This is a genomic window from Pseudomonas sp. 58 R 12, assembly GCF_900005865.1.
In the GTDB taxonomy this organism is placed as follows: Bacteria; Pseudomonadota; Gammaproteobacteria; order Pseudomonadales; family Pseudomonadaceae; genus Aquipseudomonas; species Aquipseudomonas tritici.
This window is the reverse complement of sequence record NZ_CVTP01000028.1, coordinates 809650-827804: the sequence shown is the minus strand read 5'-3', so window position 1 is coordinate 827804 and position 18155 is coordinate 809650. Positions and strand designations below refer to the sequence as shown.

Sequence of the window (18155 nt, the reverse complement as noted above, 5' to 3'; positions counted from 1 at the left end):
CACTTTTAGGCTGCATAAATAGTTAGAGAAGAGTACGGCTCAAGGCCTTTTTCCACTCGCCATAACGCCCCGCCATCGCCGGATCTTCCTGCGGCTCAAACCGCTCCCGCTGGCGCTCCAACGCGCCCAGCGCTTCATCGCTCGCCCACACTCCCGACGCCCTGCCCGCCAGGTGCGCCGCGCCCAATGCCGACACCTCCGGTGACAGGCTGCGCACCACCGGGCGTTGCAGCAGGTTGGCCAGGAACTGCATCAGCCAGCGGTTGCGCGTCGCGCCGCCATCCACCCACAACGCCTTCAACGGGCTGCCGATGTCCTGCTGCATCGCTTCGAACACATCACGGATCTGATAACCGATGGATTCCAGTGAAGCACGCAGGATGTGTGCGCCGGACGTGGCTTCGGTCAGCCCGCAGATCAACCCGCGTGCGTCAGCTTTCCAATGTGGCGCGCCCAGCCCGGACAGCGCCGGCACGAAATACACGCCGCCGTTGTCGGGCAGTTGCGCGGCCTGCTCCGTCAAGGCGTCCAGGGATTCCCCGGCCACCAGCCGCGAAGCCCACTGCACGGCGGCACCGGTGTGGACGATATTGCCTTCCATGCCGAAGGTCGGTGTGCCGCCGTCGTGCCAGGCCAGTGTGGTCGAAAGGCCGTGAGTGGAGGCAATCGGGCCGCTCATGGGCGTCATCAAGGATGAGCCGGTGCCAAGCGTGGCTTTCACCAGGCCGGGCGCAAAACCACCCTGCCCGTAGAGTGCGGCGTGTGAGTCGCCGATCATCGACATCACCGGGATGCCGGCGGGCAAGCCGCCCACCGCGACGGTTTCGGCGAAGAAGCCGGCGCTGGGCCGAATCGGCGCCAGTGCCGCCAGCGGGATGGCGAACAGCGCTAACAGCTCTGGGTCCCAGGCGCAGGTGTGCAGGTTGAACAATTGCGTGCGCGCGGCGTTGGAATAGTCGGTGGCAAATACCTGGCCGCCGCTGAGTTTCCACAGCAGCCAACTGTCGACCGTGCCCAGGCAGATATCACCCGCAGCGGCGCGGGCATGGCCATTTTCCAGGTGGTCGAGAATCCAGCGAAACTTGCCGGCGGAAAACATCGGGTCGAGGGCCAAACCGGTTTTTTCCAGAACGAGCGCCTCATGACCTTGCGCGTGCAGCCGGGCACATAACGCCGTGGAGCGCCGGCACTGCCAACTGATGCACGGCGAGAGTGCTTCACCGGTATGTCGATCCCAGGCCACCACCGATTCACGCTGGTTGCTGATGGCCAATGCAGTGACTGGCCGATCCACCTGAGCCAGGCATTCTTCAATGGCGGCCAGGGTGCTGTGCCAGATCAACAGCGGATCCTGCTCAGAAAAACCCGGCTGTGGATGAATGATGCTCAATGGCCGAGAGCCGCGTGCTATCACCTGCCCGAGCTCGTTGACCAGCACCGCCTTGGCGTTGCTGGTGCCTTCATCTATCGCCAGGATCAGCGGCGTAGGATTATTCATGACGTTCACCGCAACCGAGTGGCAGCCGCCACAATCCCAGCCACGTCGATGTTATGCAAGGCGCGCGTCGGTTCCCGGGCGCCCGCGGCGGCGTATTCGCCATCGCCGATGCCCAGGCGAGTCAGCGCAATGCCCAGGCCGGCCTCGGCGAGTACTTCGGCGACCAGGCTGCCGACACCGCCATTGATGTTGTGTTCTTCGACAGTGATCACCGCGCGCGTGCCACGCAACGCGCTCAACAGCACATCACGCTGCAAGGGGCGGATCGACGACAGGTTGATCACCTGCGCCTCAATGCCCTGCTCCGCCAGCAACGCCGCCGCGTCGACCGCTTCGTGCACCACCGACCCCAAGGCGACGATGCTGAGGTCTGCACCCTGGCGCAGGATATCCACGTGCCCGGGTTTGAATTGGTAATCGGCGCCATGAACGTCGGGCAAGGCCTTGCCGTCGAGACGGATGTACACCGGCCCCTCATACCGCAGCGCGTAATCGACAATCTGCCGGCACTCGACGGCATCGGCAGGGGCAAAGATCTGCACATTGCCAAAGCCACGCATTACCGAAATATCGTCGAGGCTGTGGTGGGTACTGGCTAACGGGCCATAGCTGGTGCCGGCATTCAGACCGAACATCTTCACATTGGCCTGGTTGTAGCAGACGTCCACTTTGATCTGTTCATTGGCCCGCGAAATCAGGAACGGCGCCGCATTGCAGGTGGCGGCGATCTTACCGCCCAATGCCAGCCCCGCCGCAACGCTGACCAGCGACTGCTCGGCGATGCCAACGTTGATCAGGCGGTCGGGAAAACGCTGCGCAAACGGCCCGATCTTGGCCGTGGAGGTGGAGTCGCTGACCACCGGCACCACGTCGAGCCCGGCATCGACGGCGGCAATAAAGGCGTCCACCATGACGCTCGCCAAATGTTCACTCGCCATGATTCAACTCCTCCAGTGCTGCGTTGATTTCGTCACCCTTGGGCACGCGGTGGTGCCATTCGGGGCGGGCTTCGATAAACGACACGCCCTTGCCTTTGATGGTATGGGCGATCAGCACCTGGGGCGCGCCGGTCTTGGTCTGCATGGTTTCGAGGGCTGCGATCAACTGGCCCACATCGTTGCCGTCGCATTCGCTGACGCTGAAGCCAAAGGCGGCCCATTTCACGTCCAGCGGGTCCAGCGGCATGATGTCGGCCGTCAACCCCGCCAGCTGCAGCTTGTTTTTGTCGACGATCACAAACAGGTTATCCAGGCCGTACTTGGCCGCTGCCATCGCGGCTTCCCAGTTGGAGCCTTCGGCCAGTTCGCCGTCGCCGGTGAGTACGTAGATGCGCTTTTTACTGCCGGACATCTTCGCCGCCAACGCCAGCCCCACCGCCACCGGCAGACCGTGGCCGAGGGCGCCGGTATTCAGTTCGATGCCAGGGGTTTTCTGGCGTACCGGGTGGCCGGGCAAGTGGGAATTGAAGTGTTGGTAGGTGGGCAACCACTCGGTGGGGATGTAGCCCGCCTGCGCCAGGCAGCAATACAAACCGCCGACGCCGTGGCCCTTGCTCTGGATGTAGATATCCCGCTCCGGGTCTTCGGTGCGCTCCGGGCCGGTATTGAGAATGCGGAAATACAGGGTGGCGAGGATGTCGGTTTCCGACAGGTCCGCCCCGGTGTGGCCGCCGGCCGGAGAGTCGGCATTCAGGCGGATCACATGGCGCCGGATCAGGCGGGCCTGTTCTTTGATCTGGTGGGCGTCGTACTGGAAGGCATTCATGCAGCGGCTCCTGTGGGCTGACCACGCGAGTTGAAAGTGCCAAAAGCTGTGTTTGAATATTTATTCAGCAGTGACAATATATTTATATTTAGACGCCGAACGCCCGGCAGGTCAAGTGAGCGAACAGTGGAAAAATGAAATAAAACTCGAAAAGACCCCTCGGACAAACGGCCAAAATCCCACGCGCACCACTCTATCCCGTGGCTTTGCGCCCGGTGAAAGCAGCGTTCTAGAGACATACCTGAAAAATTAAGCGCTTGACTTTGACACGGTGGCACTGGAATCTGAATTAACAGTCAGGCACGCATAAATATTCAAGCCGCCTGAAAGCACTCCAAAAAAAATAAATCAGGAGAACACTGTGGACGCCAAAGCTATTGTCCAGCACCCGGCCGAACTCAAGCCGCCCCACCGCCCACGGCTGGTGAAACTGCTCCCCAGCAACATCGGCGGCCCGCTGATCGGCCTGGTGCTGCTGGTGCTGGTCTTCTCCTTCAGTTCGGAATTCTTCTTCTCTTTACGCAATGGCCTGAACATCCTTGATCAGGTCACGGTGCTGGGCATCCTGGCGATTGGCATGACCGCCGTGATCGTGATCGGCGGCATCGACCTGTCGGTAGGGTCGGTGCTGGCCTTCTCAATGATGATGCTCGGCTGGCTCTATCAGGATCAGGCCGTGCCGCTGGGCTTTGCGATTCCGATCTCGATCGCCACCGGCATGCTCGCCGGGCTGGTGTCGGGCGCGCTGATTACCTATGCCAAGTTGCCGCCATTCATTGCCACGCTGACCATGATGTCGGTGGCCCGTGGCCTGGCGAATATCCTCACCGAAGGCCGGCAGATTGTCGGCTACCCGGAGTGGTTTACCAATCTGGCCACGGTGCGGCATTTCGGTTTTCTCTCGGCGACGGTCGGGTTTTTCCTGGTGATGCTGGTAGTGGCCTGGGTGTTCCTGCGCTTTCGTGCCGGTGGCCGCAACCTGTACGCCATGGGCGGCAGCCCGGAAGTTGCGCGGCTGTCGGGTATCAAGGTGCGCGCGATTACGTTGTGGGTGTACGCCATCAGTGGCGCCCTCGCCGGTATCGCCGCCGTGACCTTGGCTGCGCGCCTCGATTCTTCCCAACCCAGCGCCGGCCTGAGCCTGGAACTGGACGCCATCGCCGCCGTGGTGATTGGCGGCGCCAGCCTTAACGGTGGCGTCGGCAGCATCGGCGGCACCCTGGTGGGCGTGCTGATCATTGGCGTGCTGCGCAATGGCCTCAACCTGCTGGGCGTCTCGCCCTTTATCCAACAAGTGGTGATCGGCGTGGTGATCGCCCTCGCCGTGACCATCGACACCCTGCGACGCCGCTCCAGCACTGCCCGTTAAAACCTGTTCGACAGTTGACACCCTCCAACAATAAAACCAGGAGTCACCGACATGTTCAGCCCCAAGAAACTGCTGTTGGCCACCGCTCTCGCTGCCGCCACCCTTTCCGCTGCCGGCACCACCTGGGCCAAGGACCTGACCATCGGCCTCGCCGTGGCCAACCTGCAGGCCGACTTCTTCAACCAGATCAAGCAATCGGTGGAAGCCGAGGGCAAGGCCAAGGGGATCAAGGTGATCACCGTGGACGCCCAGGGCAACTCGTCTACCCAGGTCAGCCAGATTGAAGACCTGATCACCCGCCAGATCGACGTGCTGATCTACATCCCTGCCGGTGCGACCGCCGCCGGTGTGCCAGTCAAAGCCGCCAAGGCCGCCGGCATCCCGGTGATCGCCGTCGACCGCAACGCCCCTGACGCGCCGGGCGATACCTTTATCGCCAGCGACAGCGTGGCAGGTGCCAAGACGCTGGCCGAATACGTCGGCAAGATCACCGACGGCAAGGGCCGCATCGCGATCCTGCAAGGCCAGCTCGGCACCACGCCTGAAAACGATAGAGCCAAAGGCTTCGAAGAAGGCTTGAAAGCCTTCCCGGACCTCAAAGTCGTCGCCCAGCAACCCGCCGAATGGGCCCAGGACAAAGGCTTCGCCGTCGCCCAGGACTTGCTCCAGCGTGACCCGAACATCACCGTGTTTTTCGGCCGTGCCGATGCCATGGCGTTGGGCGCTGCACAGGCAGTGAAAGTCGGCAACCTGGATCACAAGGTCGTGGTGGTTGGTTTTGACGGTGACGTCGCCGGGCTCAAGGCGGTGCAAAGCGGTGTGCTGAACGCGACTATGACCCAGCAGACGCAGAAGATGGGCCGCCTGGCGGTGGCGTCGGCGATTGACCTGAAGGCCGGCAAAGACGTGCCCAAGGAACAACTGCTGCCCACCGTGCTGACCACCAAAGACAACGTCGCGCCGTTCCTGCAACAGCACCCGTAAACCTTGGAGGTCGTCATGCGAGCAGCAGCTCTGGATAACACCGCCGAAGCGGTGTTGTGCCTGCGCAATATCAGCAAGGCCTACGGGCCGGTGCAGGTCCTGTCGCAGGTCAACGTGGACATTCGCCCCGGCGAAGTATTGGCCCTGCTCGGCGAGAACGGCGCGGGTAAATCCACCCTGTCGTCGATCATCGCCGGGCTTGTGCAGCCCGAAGCCGGCGGCAGCATGACCTGGCTCGGCGCGCCTTACGCACCGGGTTCGCCGGGGGCCGCGCTGAGCGCCGGGATCGGCCTGATCCATCAGGAAATCCGCCTGCTGCCGCAATTGTCGATCGCCGAAAACATCTTCGTCGGCCGCCTGCCCATGCGTTATGGGAAGGTGGACCGCGAATACATGGAAGCCCAGGCGCAGATCCAACTGGAACGCCTGGGGCTCAAGGTGCCGGCGTCGCGCAAGGTCGAAGGCCTGAGCGTGGCGGCGCAGCAACTGGTGGAAATCGCCAAGGCGCTGACCCTCAAGGCGAGCCTGTTGATTCTCGATGAACCCACCGCGGCGTTGGGTGGGGAAGAGACCGAGCTGCTGTTCAAACAGGTGGAACGGCTCAAGGCCGAGGGTGTGTCATTTATCTATATCAGCCATCGCCTCGAAGAAATCGCGCGTATTGCCGACCGTGTGCTGGTACTGCGCGACGGTCGCCAGATTGCCTTGCACGCCACGGCCCAGGTGCCGGTGCGTGAGCTGGTCGAGCAAATGGTCGGACGCAGCCTGGAGCGCATTTTCCCCGCGCTGCAACCGCCGCAGGACCAGGTGATGTTGCAGGTCAAGGAGTTGAGCTGCCGTGAATTCGCCCTGCACGGCATCGATTTCAGCGTGCGCGCCGGTGAGGTATTCGGCATTGCCGGCGTGGTCGGCGCCGGGCGGACCGAACTGGTGCGCACCATTGCCGGCGCGGCCCAGGACATTCAGGGGCTTATGGTGCTGGATGGCGAGGTGCGTCAGTTGCGCTCGCCGTTCGAAGCCATCCAGGCCGGCGTGGTGCTGGTGCCCGAGGACCGCAAGCAGCAAGGCGTGGTGGTGGAACATCGCATCGAAGACAACCTGATCTATGGCAACACCGACCTGCTGGATAAACGCGGCTGGGTGTTCCCTGCCCCGCTGCGCGAATTCGCGCGTACGGCGGTGGCTCGACTCGGCGTGAAAGGCGCGCCGCAGTCGCGGATTTCCAGCCTGTCCGGCGGTAACCAGCAGAAAGTGATCATTGCCAAATGGCTGGCGCGTAATCCCAAGGTGTTCATTCTGGACGAGCCGACTCGAGGCATCGACGTGGGTGCGCGGGCGGCGATTTATGAGGTGATTGCAGACCTGGCGGCCAAGGGCATGGCGGTGATAGTGGTCAGTTCGGACCTGGATGAGGTGCTGGGATTGTCCCATCGGGTGATGGTGATGAGCCGGGGACGGCAGATGGGGATTCTGGAGCGTGGTGAAGCCACACCGGTGTCAGTGATGGAAATGGCCACCGCGTGAGCAAAGACAACACACATCAACTGTGGGAGCTGGCTTGCCTGCGATGGCGGTGTACAGCCACCGAAGATGTGACTGAACGACCGCTATCGCAGGCAAGCCAGCTCCCACAGGGGTCCCACTGTGATTTCAACAATGGAGTATTTCATGCAGCTTTTTAGTCTTCAGGGCCAAGTCGCCTTTGTAACTGGCGCCGGCAGTGGCATCGGCCAAGCCATCGCCGTCGGCCTCGCCGAAGCCGGCGCCGATGTAGCCTGCTTCGATCTACCCGGCAGCCCGGGTATCGCCAGCACCGTCGAACGCATCCAAGCCCTCGGCCGTCGCGCCCTGGCCCTCAGCGGCACGGTCACCGAACGTGCCGCCCTGGATGCGGCCGTCGCCCGCACCGAAAGCGAACTCGGCGAACTCAGCGTCGCCGTCAACTGTGCCGGCATCGCCAACGCCCAGGCTGCCGAAGACCTGGAACTGCAACGCTGGCAAACCACCCTCGACATCAACCTCACCGGCATCTTCCTCAGTTGCCAGGCCCAGGCCGCGGTGATGTTGCCGCGTGGCAAAGGCGCCATCGTCAATATCGCCTCCATGTCCGGTAGCATCGTCAACCGTGGCCTGTTGCAGGCGCACTACAACACCTCCAAGGCTGGGGTGATCCACCTGAGCAAAAGCCTGGCGATGGAATGGGCCGACAAGGGCTTGCGCGTGAACTGCATCAGCCCCGGCTACACCGCCACGCCGATGAACTCGCGGCCGGAAGTGGCCGACCAGGTGAAGATATTTGAACAGACCACGCCCATGGGCCGCATGGCCAGCGTGGAAGAAATGGTTGGCCCGGCGATCTTCCTGGTCAGCCAGGCGTCATCTTTCTGCACCGGTGTCGACCTGTTGGTCGATGGCGGCTTTGTGTGCTGGTAGGAGTTCATCATGTCGCAACGATTCAGCGGTAAAACCATCGTCATCACCGGCGCCTGCCGTGGCATCGGCGCCGGCATTGCCGAGCGCTTCGCCCAAGAGGGCGCCAACCTGGTACTGGCCTCCAACGATCTGGAACGCGTGACCTTTACCGCTAACCAGCTCGCCCAGGAATACAACGTGGACACCCTGGCCCTGGGCATCGACGTCACAGACGAAAGCGACATCGAAAAGCTCTACCGCGAAGGCCATGCCCGCTTTGGCAGCATCGACGTGTCGGTGCAGAACGCCGGCATCATCACCATCGACCACTACGACACCATGCCCCGCGCCGACTTCGACAAGGTGCTACAGGTCAACACTACCGGCGTGTGGCTGGGGTGCCGGGAAGCGGCCAAGTACATGGTCAAACAAGGCAGCGGACGGCTGATCAACACGTCATCCGGCCAGGGCCGCCAGGGGTTTATCTACACGCCGCACTACGCCGCGAGCAAAATGGGCGTGATCGGCATCACCCAGAGCCTGGCGCTGGAGTTGGCGCGGCACAACATCACGGTGAATGCGTTCTGCCCCGGCATCATCGAAAGCGAGATGTGGGACTACAACGACCGCGTCTGGGGCGAGATTCTCAGCACCGACGAAAAGCGCTACGGCAAGGGGGAGTTGATGGCCGAATGGGTCAAGAACATCCCATTGCGCCGCGCCGGCAAACCCTCGGATGTCGCGGGGTTGGTGGCGTTCCTGGCGTCCGATGACGCGGCTTACCTGACCGGCCAGGCGATCAATATCGACGGCGGCCTGATCATGTCGTAAGGGTTTGGTATCCTCACCCGCATTGATGTCATCACTGAGGCCTTCATGAGCCAGATCGAAGAACAGCGCCTGATCACCAAGATCGCGAGCCTCTATTACGAAGAAGGGCTCAAGCAATCCGAGATTTCCGCACAGTTGGACTTGTCGCAGTCCTTTATCAGCCGCGCCCTGCGTCGGGCGCTGCAGGAAGGCGTGGTGAAGATCAGCGTGATGCGCCTGCAGGGCCTTCACCTGGAGCTGGAAACCCAATTGCAGCGCCGCTACGGCGTGCGCCAGGTGATCGTGGTGGAAGCCACCGAGCCCGGTAACGATGAAAGCATCAAGCAGGCCATCGGTTCAGCGGCCGCGCATTACCTGGAAACCAGCCTGTCGCCCCAGGACCATATCGGTATTTCGTCGTGGAGCAGCACCATTCGCGCCATGGTTGGCCACTTGCATGCGCAGCCGGGCAAACAGGCAGCCCAGGAAGTGGTACAACTGTTGGGCGGCGTCGGCCATAAGGGCGCGTTTGAAGCCACCCTGCTCACCCAGCGCCTGGCCACCCTGCTCAACTGCCCGGCGTTTTTGCTGCCGTCGCAAAGCATCGAGCAATCAGTGCAAAGCAAGCAGCGCATCATGCAGATGGAAGAGGTCAAGGAGGTGCTGCAACGCTTTGACAGCATCACCCTGGCGATTGTCGGCATCGGCGACCTGGAACCGTCGCAACTGCTGCGCAACAGCGGTAACTACTACACCGAAGACATGCTGCGCCTGCTGGCCGAGCGCGGTGCCGTAGGTGATATCTGCCTGCGCTACTTCGATGCCCAGGGCAAGCCGGTACTGGAGGAAGACGAAGAATTCGTAGTGTCGGTGGCCCTGCCCAAATTGCGCTCGATCCACCGCGTGCTCGGCCTGGCCGGCGGGTTGAACAAGGTCCAGGCGATTCGCGGCGCGCTCGAGGGCGGCTACCTGGACATCCTGATCACCGACCTGGATACCGCACAGGCCTTGAATCACTAAACTCATTAGGGAGATCGACCGCTCATGACATCCAAGCTCGAACAACTCAAGCAGTTCACCACGGTGGTCTGCGACACGGGCGACCTTGAGGCTATCAGCCGTCTGAAACCGGTCGACGCCACCACCAACCCGTCGCTGCTGCTCAAAGCCTCGGCTATCGCACACTACGGCGACATCCTGCGTCACTCGGTCGACCTGTCCAAGGGTGACCTGGGCCTGGCCTGCGACCAGTTTTCGGTGGCAGTAGGCTGCGGCATCCTCAAGGCCATTCCAGGTCGCATCTCGACCGAAGTCGACGCGCGCCTGTCGTTTGACGAAGACGCGCTGTGGGCCAAGGCCAACCAGCTCATCGAGCTGTATGACAAAGCCGGTGTTGGCCGCGACCGTGTACTGATCAAACTGGCTTCTACCTGGGAAGGCATTCGCACCGCCGAGCGCTTGGAAAAAGCCGGTATCCAGACCAACCTCACGTTGTTGTTCTCGTTTGCCCAGGCGGCAGCGTGCGCCGATGCCGGGGTGTTCCTGATTTCACCTTTCGTCGGCCGCATATACGACTGGTACCGCAAGAGCACGGGCCTGGACTACACCGGCGCTGAAGACCCGGGCGTGCAGTCGGTGACGCGGATCTACAACTACTACAAGGCCAACAGCATCAAGACTGTGGTCATGGGCGCCAGCTTTCGTACCCTCAGCCAGATAGAGGAATTGGCCGGGTGCGATCGCCTGACCATCAGCCCCGAATTGCTGCAAAAACTTGATGAAGACCACGGCCCGCTGGAGCGCAAGTTGGTACCGGGGGCGACGGGCGAGCCGCGCCAGACCATCGACGAGGCGCAATTTCGCTGGGATTCCAACGAAGATGCGATGGCTACCGAGAAGCTGGCCGAAGGCATTCGCCAGTTTGCGCGGGATCAGGAAAAGCTTGAGGCGGTATTGGCTGCGCTGTGATGACGCTGGCTACTTTCGGTCCTGTGGCGACCTGGGAGTCGCCCGAACCCTATCAGGTGTAAATCGATCAAAATGTGGGAGCTGGCTTGCCTGCGATGGCGGTTTGTAGGGCGGCCATGTGTTGTGGTTGGAATGAGTACATATCCGTTATTTGGGTGATGGCTAATATAGGTTTCGCCCTTACGGCGAGTCACTTTGCAAAAGCGGCAAAGTAACCAAAGCGCTCTCGCCCCACCACTCGGCACCTCGCCTAGGCTCGGTGTGCCAGAACGAAGGCTTGAATCCGTGGGCCGCCGCGATGGGCCATCCTTGGCCCAGCGCGGCTAACCCGGCGTCCTGCCGGGTTACCCACGAATTCAAGCCTGCATTCGGCCTGCGTGGTTAACGGGGCGCTCGAGATCAACATCAAAAACAGATCAAAAGCCGAAGCCGAAGCCAAAGCAAACGCTGCTGAAAGCTAAGGCTGTACCAATTTTCTCAAACGTATAAGGCGTCAAGCCGGCTTCCGCTCGCCCAACGTGCGAGCTGCCAACGCTCCCAACACTCCGCCAACAATCGGCGCCACCCAGAATAACCACAGCTGCGCCATGTATTCGCCCCCAGCAAACAACGCCGGTCCGGTGCTGCGCGCCGGGTTCACCGACGTATTGGTCACCGGGATCAGCACCAGGTGAATCAAGGTCAGCGCCAAGCCAATGGCGATCGGCGCAAAGCCGGGCACAGCACCTGGTGCGGTCACGCGCATGATGATGAATACGAAGAAAAACGTGGCGATCAGTTCGGCCAGCAAAGCGGCCTTCATGTCGAAGAGGCCTGGGCTCAATGGGCCATACCCGTTGGCGGCAAAACCACCCACTGCGAAATCAGGCTGCCCGCTGGCAATCAGGTACAACGCCGCAGCGGCGACGATCGCTGCGCTGACCTGCGCCGCGATGTACGGCAGCACATCACCCGCAGGAATGCGGCGCCCTGCCCATAGGCCAATGGTCACCGCCGGGTTGAAATGCCCGCCGGAGATGCCGCCGACCGCGTAGGCCATGGTCAATACAGTGAGACCAAACGCCAGCGAAACGCCCACAAAGCCAATGCCCAAGCCGGGGAAGGCAGCCGCCAGAATGGCGCTGCCACAGCCGCCGAACGTCAGCCAGAAAGTGCCGATAAACTCGGCGGTCAAACGCTTTTGCACAGTGGACTCCATTGCTGCTCAAGTGCCGTCACCACAGGCCGTGGGCGGTCCTGGGCGACGGTAGCAATGGGTATCAAAATACTGTGTAAGACTTGTCTGGAGTTCTAGCCCCTGAACACGTTGCTTCTGAAGCACGCCGGCCCTTTGTATAAAACCCGCTTACAACTAACCAGCTGTTCCCCTTCCCTGACTGCACTAGCATTGCCGCCGACTAAGTCAATGGCGTACATTTGCTATGATTTTCATTGAAACTGCGGTTTTCACCCGGCGTGTAACGGAGCTCATGAATCACGACGCCTACCTGGGTTTGCAGGTAGCGTTGATGTTCAATCCGTGCGTTGGAGATGTGATCGAAGGAACGGGCGGCATCCGAAAGCTGCGTATTGCTTCAAAAGGTCACGGCAAACGAGGCGGCGCCAGAGTGATTTACTACCACTTTGTAACGGCTTCAAAAATTGCGTTATTAATGATCTATCCAAAAAACGAACAGCAAGACCTGACTAACGATGAACGCAAAGCACTGAAAGCCGTCATCGAACACTGGAGATAACCATGAGCAAATTCTTCGATGAGCTGATGGAAAGCGTGCAACAGATGGACGAAATCGTCCGAGGCGAGCGCAAGCCCTCTCGCGAATTCATTGTTGACGCGCTTCAAGTCAAACAAATCCGTAAGGCAACGGGCCTGACTCAAGCCAAATTCGCAGCCATCATCGATGTTCAAATCGGCACGCTACGTAATTGGGAACAGGGGCGACGCGAACCAACAGGGCCAGCAAAGGCGCTGTTGAGGGCCATTCACAATGACCCGGTCCATGTGTTGAATGCGTTGGCCCTTTAACCCAACGGTGGCTGGCGCGAGAGTTTGATTCAGGCTCCCGCCACACCCTGCCCAAACTTGCGAATCGCCAAGCAATACCCAATCAACGCCACCGCCGCCAGCAACCCGCCCGCCGCGCCGATCCAGGCGAAGCCGAACTGGCTGCCGACCCAGCTGCCCATCAGTGCGCCGCCGCCGATGCCGATGTTGTAGATGCCGGAGAACATCGCCATGGCCACGTCGGTGGCATCCGGTGCCAGCACCAGCACTTTGGACTGCATGGCAAGGCCAAAGCCCATGATCGCCATGCCCCAGAAAATGCTCAGCACCACCAGGTAGGATTCCGCGCCGCTCAACGGCAGCAGCAGCGCCAGGCACGCGGCCAGGATAAATACCGCGCCGACAACGAATACATGCGGGTTGAAGCGGTGCACCAGGCTGAACAGCAGAGAGCCGATGATGCCCGCGCCGCCGAATACCAGCAGGATCAGGGTCACCGCACTGCCGCTCATGCCGGCCACGCCTTCGACGAAGGGTTCGATGTAGCTGTAGGCGGTGAATTGCGCGGTGACGGTCATCGCGGTGAGCACATAAAGCGCCACCAGCGCCGGGCGCTTGAACAGCAGCGGCAGGCTGCGCAGGGAGCCGGAGTTCTGGCTCGGCAATAGCGGCAAGGTGCGCGCCAGCCAGAACACCAGTGCGGCAGCGAAGGCGCCGATCACCAGGAACGTGGTGCGCCAGCCCATGGCTTCGCCGAGCAGGCGACCCAGGGGAATGCCCAGGACCATGGCCAGGGACGTACCGGTAGCCAACAGGCCGAGGGCTTGCACCTGCTTGCCTTCCGGCGCCAAGCGAACGGCCAACGATGCGGTGATCGACCAGAACAAGGCATGGGACAAGGCAATGCCAATGCGACTGAGCATCAGGAGGCCGAAGCTGTTAGCGACGCTGGAAAGGATGTGGCTGACAATAAACATGCAGAACAGCACGATCAGCAGCTTGCGCCGTTCGATGTTGCGGGTCAGCAGCATCACCGGCAGGGAGGTCAGGGACACGATCCAGGCGTAGATCGTGAGCATCAGGCCGACGCTGGACACCGGCATGTCGAAGCTGGCGCCGATGGCACTGAGCAGCCCAACGGGCACGAATTCGGTGGTATTGAACACAAAGGCGGCCAACGCGAGGGCGATGACCGGTTGCCAATTGGTTTGGGGGGTTGCGGCTGAAATGCTCATTGAACGGCGCGGTACTCTGACGGTGATCGAGCGGCCACCCAGGACAAGCGCCGCCGCCGAGTATTCTATAGGTTTCTGGCCCCACTGTTGACGCGGATCGTCGCCTAAGGGGGTCAGGGCGACGTCAGGATGATCACGTAGTTACCCGACTGAATCGGCTTGCCGGCGCTGTCCACCAGCACATACCGCTGCTCGTAATAACGCCCGTTACCACTGTTCGCCACCCGATGCACATGGGCTGCATTGACACTGGCTACGCCATGTTGCACACATCCAGGCGCCTGTCACGCCTGGACTCGGCACAGCCGTTCGACGCCATGACCGTGCCCCTGTGCGCATTTGTCGCACATCCGGGCTCGACGACACTGCCCACGGTTTGCGCCGCGCCGCACGCCCCGCCCAGACGCACAACAGGCCGGTAAGCAGCGAAATACCTTTAGTGCTCATGCCGACACGCCTTACTGGGCTCTTACCACTAAGTTGTCTGGCCGGGCGTTTATTGAGCTTACTCGGCAAAGGCTGTGACGTAGATCAAGGATCCACCTGCCCCATCAATTCCGGAATGCTTTCCGGGCGCTTGGCATAACGCTGGGCCAATGCCGCACAGACCATCAACTGGATCTGGTGAAACAGCATCAGCGGCAGGATCAGCACCCCCATGGTCGCCCCGGCGAACAGCACCTGCGCCATCGGCACGCCGGTCGCGAGGCTCTTCTTCGAGCCGCAGAACAGAATGGTGATGCGGTCTTCCTGGTTAAAGCCGAAGGCCTTGCCCAGCACCGCCGACGCCACCAACACCAAGGCCAGCAACACGCAGCACGCCACCACCAGCCCGCCCAGTTCCCACAGCGGGATCTGGTGCCAGATGCCTTCGTTGACCGCTTCGCTGAACGCGCCGTACACCACCAGCAGGATCGAGCCTTGGTCGACGAATTTCAGCCAGGATTTATTGCGCCCCACCCACTCGCCGATCCAGCGATGCGCGATCTGCCCGGCGATGAACGGCAGCAGCAATTGCACGCTGATTTTCAGGATTGCGTCGACGGTCGAGCCGCCGTCACCGTGCACGTTGAGCAGCAATGTCACCAACAGCGGCGTGAGGAAGATGCCAAACAGGCTGGAGGCCGCCGCACTGCAAATCGCCGCCGGGATATTGCCGCGTGCCAGGGACGTGAAGGCAATCGCCGACTGCACCGTAGCCGGCAGAGCGCAGAGGTAAAGCATGCCCATGTACAGGTCGTTGCCGATCATTGGCGACAACAGCGGCTTGAGCGCCAGGCCCAGCAGCGGGAACAGCACGAAGGTCAGGCTGAACACCAGCAGGTGCAGGCGCCAATGACCGGCGCCGGCAACAATGGCCTGGCGCGACAGCTTGGCGCCGTGCAGGAAAAACAGCAGTGCTATAGCCAGGTTGGTGACCCAGCCGAAGGCCACGGCGGTCTGGCCGCTGGCGGGCAACAGGGAGGCGAGGATCACCGTGGCGATCAGCGTCAGGGTGAAGTTGTCGGGCACGAAACGCGGGCGAGTCATAAACAGGATCTTCCAGGGGTTGCCAAGAGCGTCACCGCGACTCTAACGTAACGGCTTATTACCGACTAACGCCAATGAGCCAGTAAATGCCGCCTAAAGGACATGAAAAGACCGTCCGCCGCAGTGTCCCTGGGCTTTCCAGCCTGCCACGGCCGGTGTATGGGCGCACCGAATCGCTGCCCAACCGTGCGCTGACCCGCCGACACAGCCACCCTTGGGTGCAATTGTCCTACGCGATTTCCGGGGTGCTGGAGATCCAGACCAGCGTCGGCCGTTTCGTGGCGCCGCCACAGCGCGCTGTGTGGATACCAGCGGGAATGCCGCACCGGGTGTTCAGCTCGCCCCACACAGAAATGCGCAGTCTGTACCTCGATTGCAGCGTCACGGCCTGGGCGGCTGAGCGCTGTCATGTGCTGGAAGTGAGCAATTTACTGCGCGAGTTGATCCGCAGCTTCAGCGAACTCGCGGTGGAATACGCTGAGGACGGGCCGGATGGGCGTTTGGCGCAAGTGGTGCTGGATCAATTGGCAGCGGCGCCGCAGGTCGATTTGATGTTACCGCTGCCGCTGGACCCGCGCTTGCGGCAGATCTATCGCAGTTTGAACCTGCACCCGGAGCAGCAGACAACGTTGGGCCAGTGGAGCCAAAAGCTGGACGTGAGTGAGAAGACGTTGAGCCGGTTGTTTTTGAGGGATACCGGGCTGACGTTTCGCGCATGGCGCCAGCGCTTGCGGTTGCTCACCGCCCTGCCCGCCCTGGAGCAAGGCGAGCGGGTAACGGATGTGGCGTTGGGGTGTGGGTATGAGTCGACGTCGGCGTTTATCAATGCGTTTCGGCAGCAGTTTGACGCCACGCCCGGTGAGTTTTTCCGCTGACCGCTCAAACACTGCAGATCCCACATTGGAGGTCAGCTGCCGTTACCACTGTGGGCTTCTTCGAAGAAGTAGTCCTTCCAGCTGTCGGCCTTGTTTTTCAGCACGCCGAGTTCCTGCAGTTTTTCAGCATAGATATAGGTTCGCTGCGGCACGATGGTGAAGTCGATTTCCGGGTCCTGGACGATCTTCTCCACCAGGTCCAACGGCAACTTCGACTGCTCTACCCGAATGTACGTCTTGGCCGCCGCCGGTTTATCAGCCTTGATGATGTGTTCGGCTTCGGCCAGCGCGGCATAGAACGCCTTGTAGGTCTTGGGGTTTTCGTCGTGGAATTTCTGCGTGGTGTACAGCACGTTGAACGTCGCCTGCCCACCGAGGATGTCGTAGGAACTGAGCACCTTGTGCACATTCGGATTGAGCAATTCCTGATACTGGAACGGCGGGCTGGAAAAGTGCGAGTTGATCTCCGAGCCACCGGCAATCAATGCGGCAGTGGCGTCGGGGTGCGCCAGGCTGATGGAGATGTCATCAAACTTCTTGTAGTTGGCATCGCCGAACTGCTTGGCCGTCTCGATCTGCAAGGTCCGCGACTGGAAACCCACGCCAGCGGCGGGCACGGCGATGCGGTCTTTTTCGCTGAAGTCCTTGAGGGTCTTCACGTTGGGGTTGTTGGTCAGCAGGTAGTTGGGCATCGAACCGAGCGAAGCGATGGCCTTGACGTTCTGCTTGCCCTTGGTGCGGTCCCACAGGGTGAGCATCGGCGGCACGCCCGCGGAAACCACGTCCAGCGCGCCGGCCAGCAGCGATTCGTTCATCGCCGTGGCGCCGGAAATACTGTTCCACTCCACTTGGATATCCAGGCCCTGCTCCTTGCCATGCTTCTCGATCAGGTGCTGGTCACGCACCACGTCGAGGATCAGGTAGCCGATGCCGAATTGCTGGGCAATGCTGATCTTGCCCTCAGCCTGGGCACCGGGGCTGAGCAAAGTGCTTGCGGCAGCCAGCGAGGCAGCCAGAAGGGTCAAAGAGGAGCGCTTGAGGGTCATGGGGATCTGCCGCACTTTTGAGAAGGTGAACGAGGGTAGCCACGATTTTTAAGACGGGAAAAGAATATCGAGATCTATTGTTATGCAAATAACCCACAAACAGCCGCTCGGCTGCTATTGTGCCGCGCTTTGAAAAACCGCCGAACCTGCGAGGAAATGGACGTTGAACACTGACGAAAAAATGACCGGGGACCTGTTCGAGGTGGATAAGCGCCTGTCACTCAAACCCGTGGTGGACTTCAACGCCTACCTGCGCAGTGCTTTCGGCGAAGGCCCGTGCAGCTGCATCCGCTGCACCGCCAGCCAGGGTGATGAAACCGGCTACGCGTTCCAGCACACCTTCACTTTTGACGGTAAACCTACCCACCGCCGCTTCGCCACCACCGCCGGCAGTGATGTGTTGCAGGCACTGAAGAAAGCCTGGTTGTCGTACACCAAGGCCGAGTTGCCGTTGAGCGGCGTACTGGCGCTGGAGACGGTGAAGGAGTTTGTCGAGCCACAACTGCATAAACGCCTGGCACCGCTGTTTTTGGCCAGTGAGTTGGTCAAGGATGTCGAGGGGGAGTTGCTGGTTCAGCCACAGGCGGCGTGATCTTGAAATCACCGCACGACAATAGGTGGGAGCTGCGACGTTCTCAAATACCCGCCGATGGCAATTC

19 protein-coding genes are annotated in these 18155 nt (G+C 61.1%); 11 read left to right on the top strand and 8 right to left on the bottom strand.

Going from position 1 to position 18155, the window contains the following annotated elements:
* Positions 1 to 22: 22 nt before the first annotated feature.
* From BFP95_RS28200 to BFP95_RS28190, 3 genes are read right to left on the bottom strand one after another with little or no spacing between them, the layout of a single operon-like run.
* A complete protein-coding gene (locus BFP95_RS28200) occupies positions 23 to 1498 on the bottom strand; it encodes an FGGY family carbohydrate kinase (protein WP_065911020.1) in 1476 nt (491 codons plus the stop codon).
* Between the two features lie 5 nt (positions 1499 to 1503).
* Positions 1504 to 2436, bottom strand: coding sequence for a transketolase family protein (locus BFP95_RS28195; protein WP_065911019.1), 933 nt, complete (start codon positions 2434 to 2436; stop codon positions 1504 to 1506).
* A complete protein-coding gene (locus BFP95_RS28190; protein ID WP_065911018.1) occupies positions 2426 to 3262 on the bottom strand; it encodes a transketolase in 837 nt (278 codons plus the stop codon). The genes BFP95_RS28195 and BFP95_RS28190 overlap by 11 nt, the downstream gene beginning before the upstream one ends.
* 361 nt (positions 3263 to 3623) lie before the next feature.
* Here BFP95_RS28190 and BFP95_RS28185 point away from each other — a divergent pair, with 361 nt between their 5' ends.
* The 7 genes from BFP95_RS28185 (at position 3624) to tal (ending at position 10805) form a co-directional block, all read left to right on the top strand.
* Positions 3624 to 4631, top strand: coding sequence for an ABC transporter permease (locus tag BFP95_RS28185; RefSeq protein WP_049712752.1), 1008 nt, complete (start codon positions 3624 to 3626; stop codon positions 4629 to 4631).
* Positions 4632 to 4682: 51 nt separating this feature from the next.
* The gene (locus tag BFP95_RS28180; protein WP_065872138.1) at positions 4683 to 5615 is read left to right on the top strand and encodes a sugar ABC transporter substrate-binding protein; all 933 of its coding nucleotides are present in this window, start codon (positions 4683 to 4685) and stop codon (positions 5613 to 5615) included.
* 15 nt (positions 5616 to 5630) lie between these two features.
* A complete protein-coding gene (locus BFP95_RS28175) occupies positions 5631 to 7139 on the top strand; it encodes a sugar ABC transporter ATP-binding protein (RefSeq protein ID WP_065911017.1) in 1509 nt (502 codons plus the stop codon).
* Positions 7140 to 7283: 144 nt separating this feature from the next.
* On the top strand, positions 7284 to 8048 hold the full coding sequence (locus BFP95_RS28170; RefSeq protein WP_065872136.1) for an SDR family oxidoreductase: 765 nt from the start codon (positions 7284 to 7286) through the stop codon (positions 8046 to 8048).
* 9 nt (positions 8049 to 8057) lie between these two features.
* Positions 8058 to 8858 (top strand): SDR family oxidoreductase, encoded by an 801-nt coding sequence (locus BFP95_RS28165; RefSeq protein ID WP_065872135.1) that lies wholly within the window; start codon positions 8058 to 8060, stop codon positions 8856 to 8858.
* Positions 8859 to 8903: 45 nt separating this feature from the next.
* Positions 8904 to 9857, top strand: a complete 954-nt coding sequence (locus tag BFP95_RS28160; protein ID WP_065872134.1) for a sugar-binding transcriptional regulator — start codon at positions 8904 to 8906, stop codon at positions 9855 to 9857.
* A gap of 24 nt (positions 9858 to 9881) precedes the next feature.
* Positions 9882 to 10805: a transaldolase gene (gene tal, locus BFP95_RS28155; RefSeq protein WP_065911016.1), complete on the top strand. Its 924-nt coding sequence runs from the start codon at positions 9882 to 9884 to the stop codon at positions 10803 to 10805.
* A gap of 493 nt (positions 10806 to 11298) precedes the next feature.
* On the opposite strand, the gene aqpZ is transcribed toward tal, so the two are convergent.
* On the bottom strand, positions 11299 to 12003 hold the full coding sequence (gene aqpZ / locus BFP95_RS28150; RefSeq protein ID WP_065911015.1) for an aquaporin Z: 705 nt from the start codon (positions 12001 to 12003) through the stop codon (positions 11299 to 11301).
* Positions 12004 to 12226: 223 nt separating this feature from the next.
* Here aqpZ and BFP95_RS28145 point away from each other — a divergent pair, with 223 nt between their 5' ends.
* Together BFP95_RS28145 and nadS are read left to right on the top strand one after the other, a co-directional pair.
* Positions 12227 to 12541: a type II toxin-antitoxin system RelE/ParE family toxin gene (locus BFP95_RS28145; protein ID WP_065872131.1), complete on the top strand. Its 315-nt coding sequence runs from the start codon at positions 12227 to 12229 to the stop codon at positions 12539 to 12541.
* 2 nt (positions 12542 to 12543) lie between these two features.
* On the top strand, positions 12544 to 12831 hold the full coding sequence (gene nadS, locus BFP95_RS28140; RefSeq protein WP_049712743.1) for a NadS family protein: 288 nt from the start codon (positions 12544 to 12546) through the stop codon (positions 12829 to 12831).
* A gap of 29 nt (positions 12832 to 12860) precedes the next feature.
* Here nadS and BFP95_RS28135 read toward each other — a convergent pair whose 3' ends face one another.
* The 3 genes from BFP95_RS28135 to BFP95_RS28125 form a co-directional block, all read right to left on the bottom strand.
* Positions 12861 to 14045 (bottom strand): sugar transporter, encoded by a 1185-nt coding sequence (locus tag BFP95_RS28135; RefSeq protein ID WP_065872129.1) that lies wholly within the window; start codon positions 14043 to 14045, stop codon positions 12861 to 12863.
* Between the two features lie 113 nt (positions 14046 to 14158).
* A complete protein-coding gene (locus BFP95_RS30515; RefSeq protein WP_371914467.1) occupies positions 14159 to 14314 on the bottom strand; it encodes a hypothetical protein in 156 nt (51 codons plus the stop codon).
* A gap of 262 nt (positions 14315 to 14576) precedes the next feature.
* Complete coding sequence (locus BFP95_RS28125) at positions 14577 to 15575, bottom strand: bile acid:sodium symporter family protein (protein ID WP_065911014.1); 999 nt, start codon at positions 15573 to 15575, stop codon at positions 14577 to 14579.
* Between the two features lie 86 nt (positions 15576 to 15661).
* Between BFP95_RS28125 and BFP95_RS28120 the strand changes: the two genes are divergently transcribed.
* A complete protein-coding gene (locus BFP95_RS28120; protein ID WP_065911013.1) occupies positions 15662 to 16450 on the top strand; it encodes an AraC family transcriptional regulator in 789 nt (262 codons plus the stop codon).
* A gap of 32 nt (positions 16451 to 16482) precedes the next feature.
* On the opposite strand, the gene BFP95_RS28115 is transcribed toward BFP95_RS28120, so the two are convergent.
* Entirely contained in the window at positions 16483 to 17496 is a 1014-nt protein-coding gene (locus BFP95_RS28115) for an ABC transporter substrate-binding protein (RefSeq protein WP_065872126.1), read from the bottom strand.
* Between the two features lie 163 nt (positions 17497 to 17659).
* On the opposite strand from BFP95_RS28115, the gene BFP95_RS28110 reads away from it, so the two are divergent.
* The gene (locus tag BFP95_RS28110) at positions 17660 to 18088 is read left to right on the top strand and encodes a hypothetical protein (RefSeq protein ID WP_065872125.1); all 429 of its coding nucleotides are present in this window, start codon (positions 17660 to 17662) and stop codon (positions 18086 to 18088) included.
* Positions 18089 to 18155: the final 67 nt, after the last annotated feature.

Coding starts and splice junctions, on each gene's coding strand:
- BFP95_RS28200 (WP_065911020.1), bottom strand. CDS start 1,498: ATGAATAATCCTACGCCGCTGATCCTGGCGATAGATGAAGGCACCAGC.
- BFP95_RS28195 (WP_065911019.1), bottom strand. CDS start 2,436: ATGGCGAGTGAACATTTGGCGAGCGTCATGGTGGACGCCTTTATTGCC.
- BFP95_RS28190 (WP_065911018.1), bottom strand. CDS start 3,262: ATGAATGCCTTCCAGTACGACGCCCACCAGATCAAAGAACAGGCCCGC.
- BFP95_RS28180 (WP_065872138.1), top strand. CDS start 4,683: ATGTTCAGCCCCAAGAAACTGCTGTTGGCCACCGCTCTCGCTGCCGCC.
- BFP95_RS28175 (WP_065911017.1), top strand. CDS start 5,631: ATGCGAGCAGCAGCTCTGGATAACACCGCCGAAGCGGTGTTGTGCCTG.
- BFP95_RS28170 (WP_065872136.1), top strand. CDS start 7,284: ATGCAGCTTTTTAGTCTTCAGGGCCAAGTCGCCTTTGTAACTGGCGCC.
- BFP95_RS28165 (WP_065872135.1), top strand. CDS start 8,058: ATGTCGCAACGATTCAGCGGTAAAACCATCGTCATCACCGGCGCCTGC.
- BFP95_RS28160 (WP_065872134.1), top strand. CDS start 8,904: ATGAGCCAGATCGAAGAACAGCGCCTGATCACCAAGATCGCGAGCCTC.
- tal (WP_065911016.1), top strand. CDS start 9,882: ATGACATCCAAGCTCGAACAACTCAAGCAGTTCACCACGGTGGTCTGC.
- aqpZ (WP_065911015.1), bottom strand. CDS start 12,003: ATGGAGTCCACTGTGCAAAAGCGTTTGACCGCCGAGTTTATCGGCACT.
- BFP95_RS28145 (WP_065872131.1), top strand. CDS start 12,227: ATGATTTTCATTGAAACTGCGGTTTTCACCCGGCGTGTAACGGAGCTC.
- nadS (WP_049712743.1), top strand. CDS start 12,544: ATGAGCAAATTCTTCGATGAGCTGATGGAAAGCGTGCAACAGATGGAC.
- BFP95_RS28135 (WP_065872129.1), bottom strand. CDS start 14,045: ATGAGCATTTCAGCCGCAACCCCCCAAACCAATTGGCAACCGGTCATC.
- BFP95_RS28125 (WP_065911014.1), bottom strand. CDS start 15,575: ATGACTCGCCCGCGTTTCGTGCCCGACAACTTCACCCTGACGCTGATC.
- BFP95_RS28120 (WP_065911013.1), top strand. CDS start 15,662: ATGCCGCCTAAAGGACATGAAAAGACCGTCCGCCGCAGTGTCCCTGGG.
- BFP95_RS28115 (WP_065872126.1), bottom strand. CDS start 17,496: ATGACCCTCAAGCGCTCCTCTTTGACCCTTCTGGCTGCCTCGCTGGCT.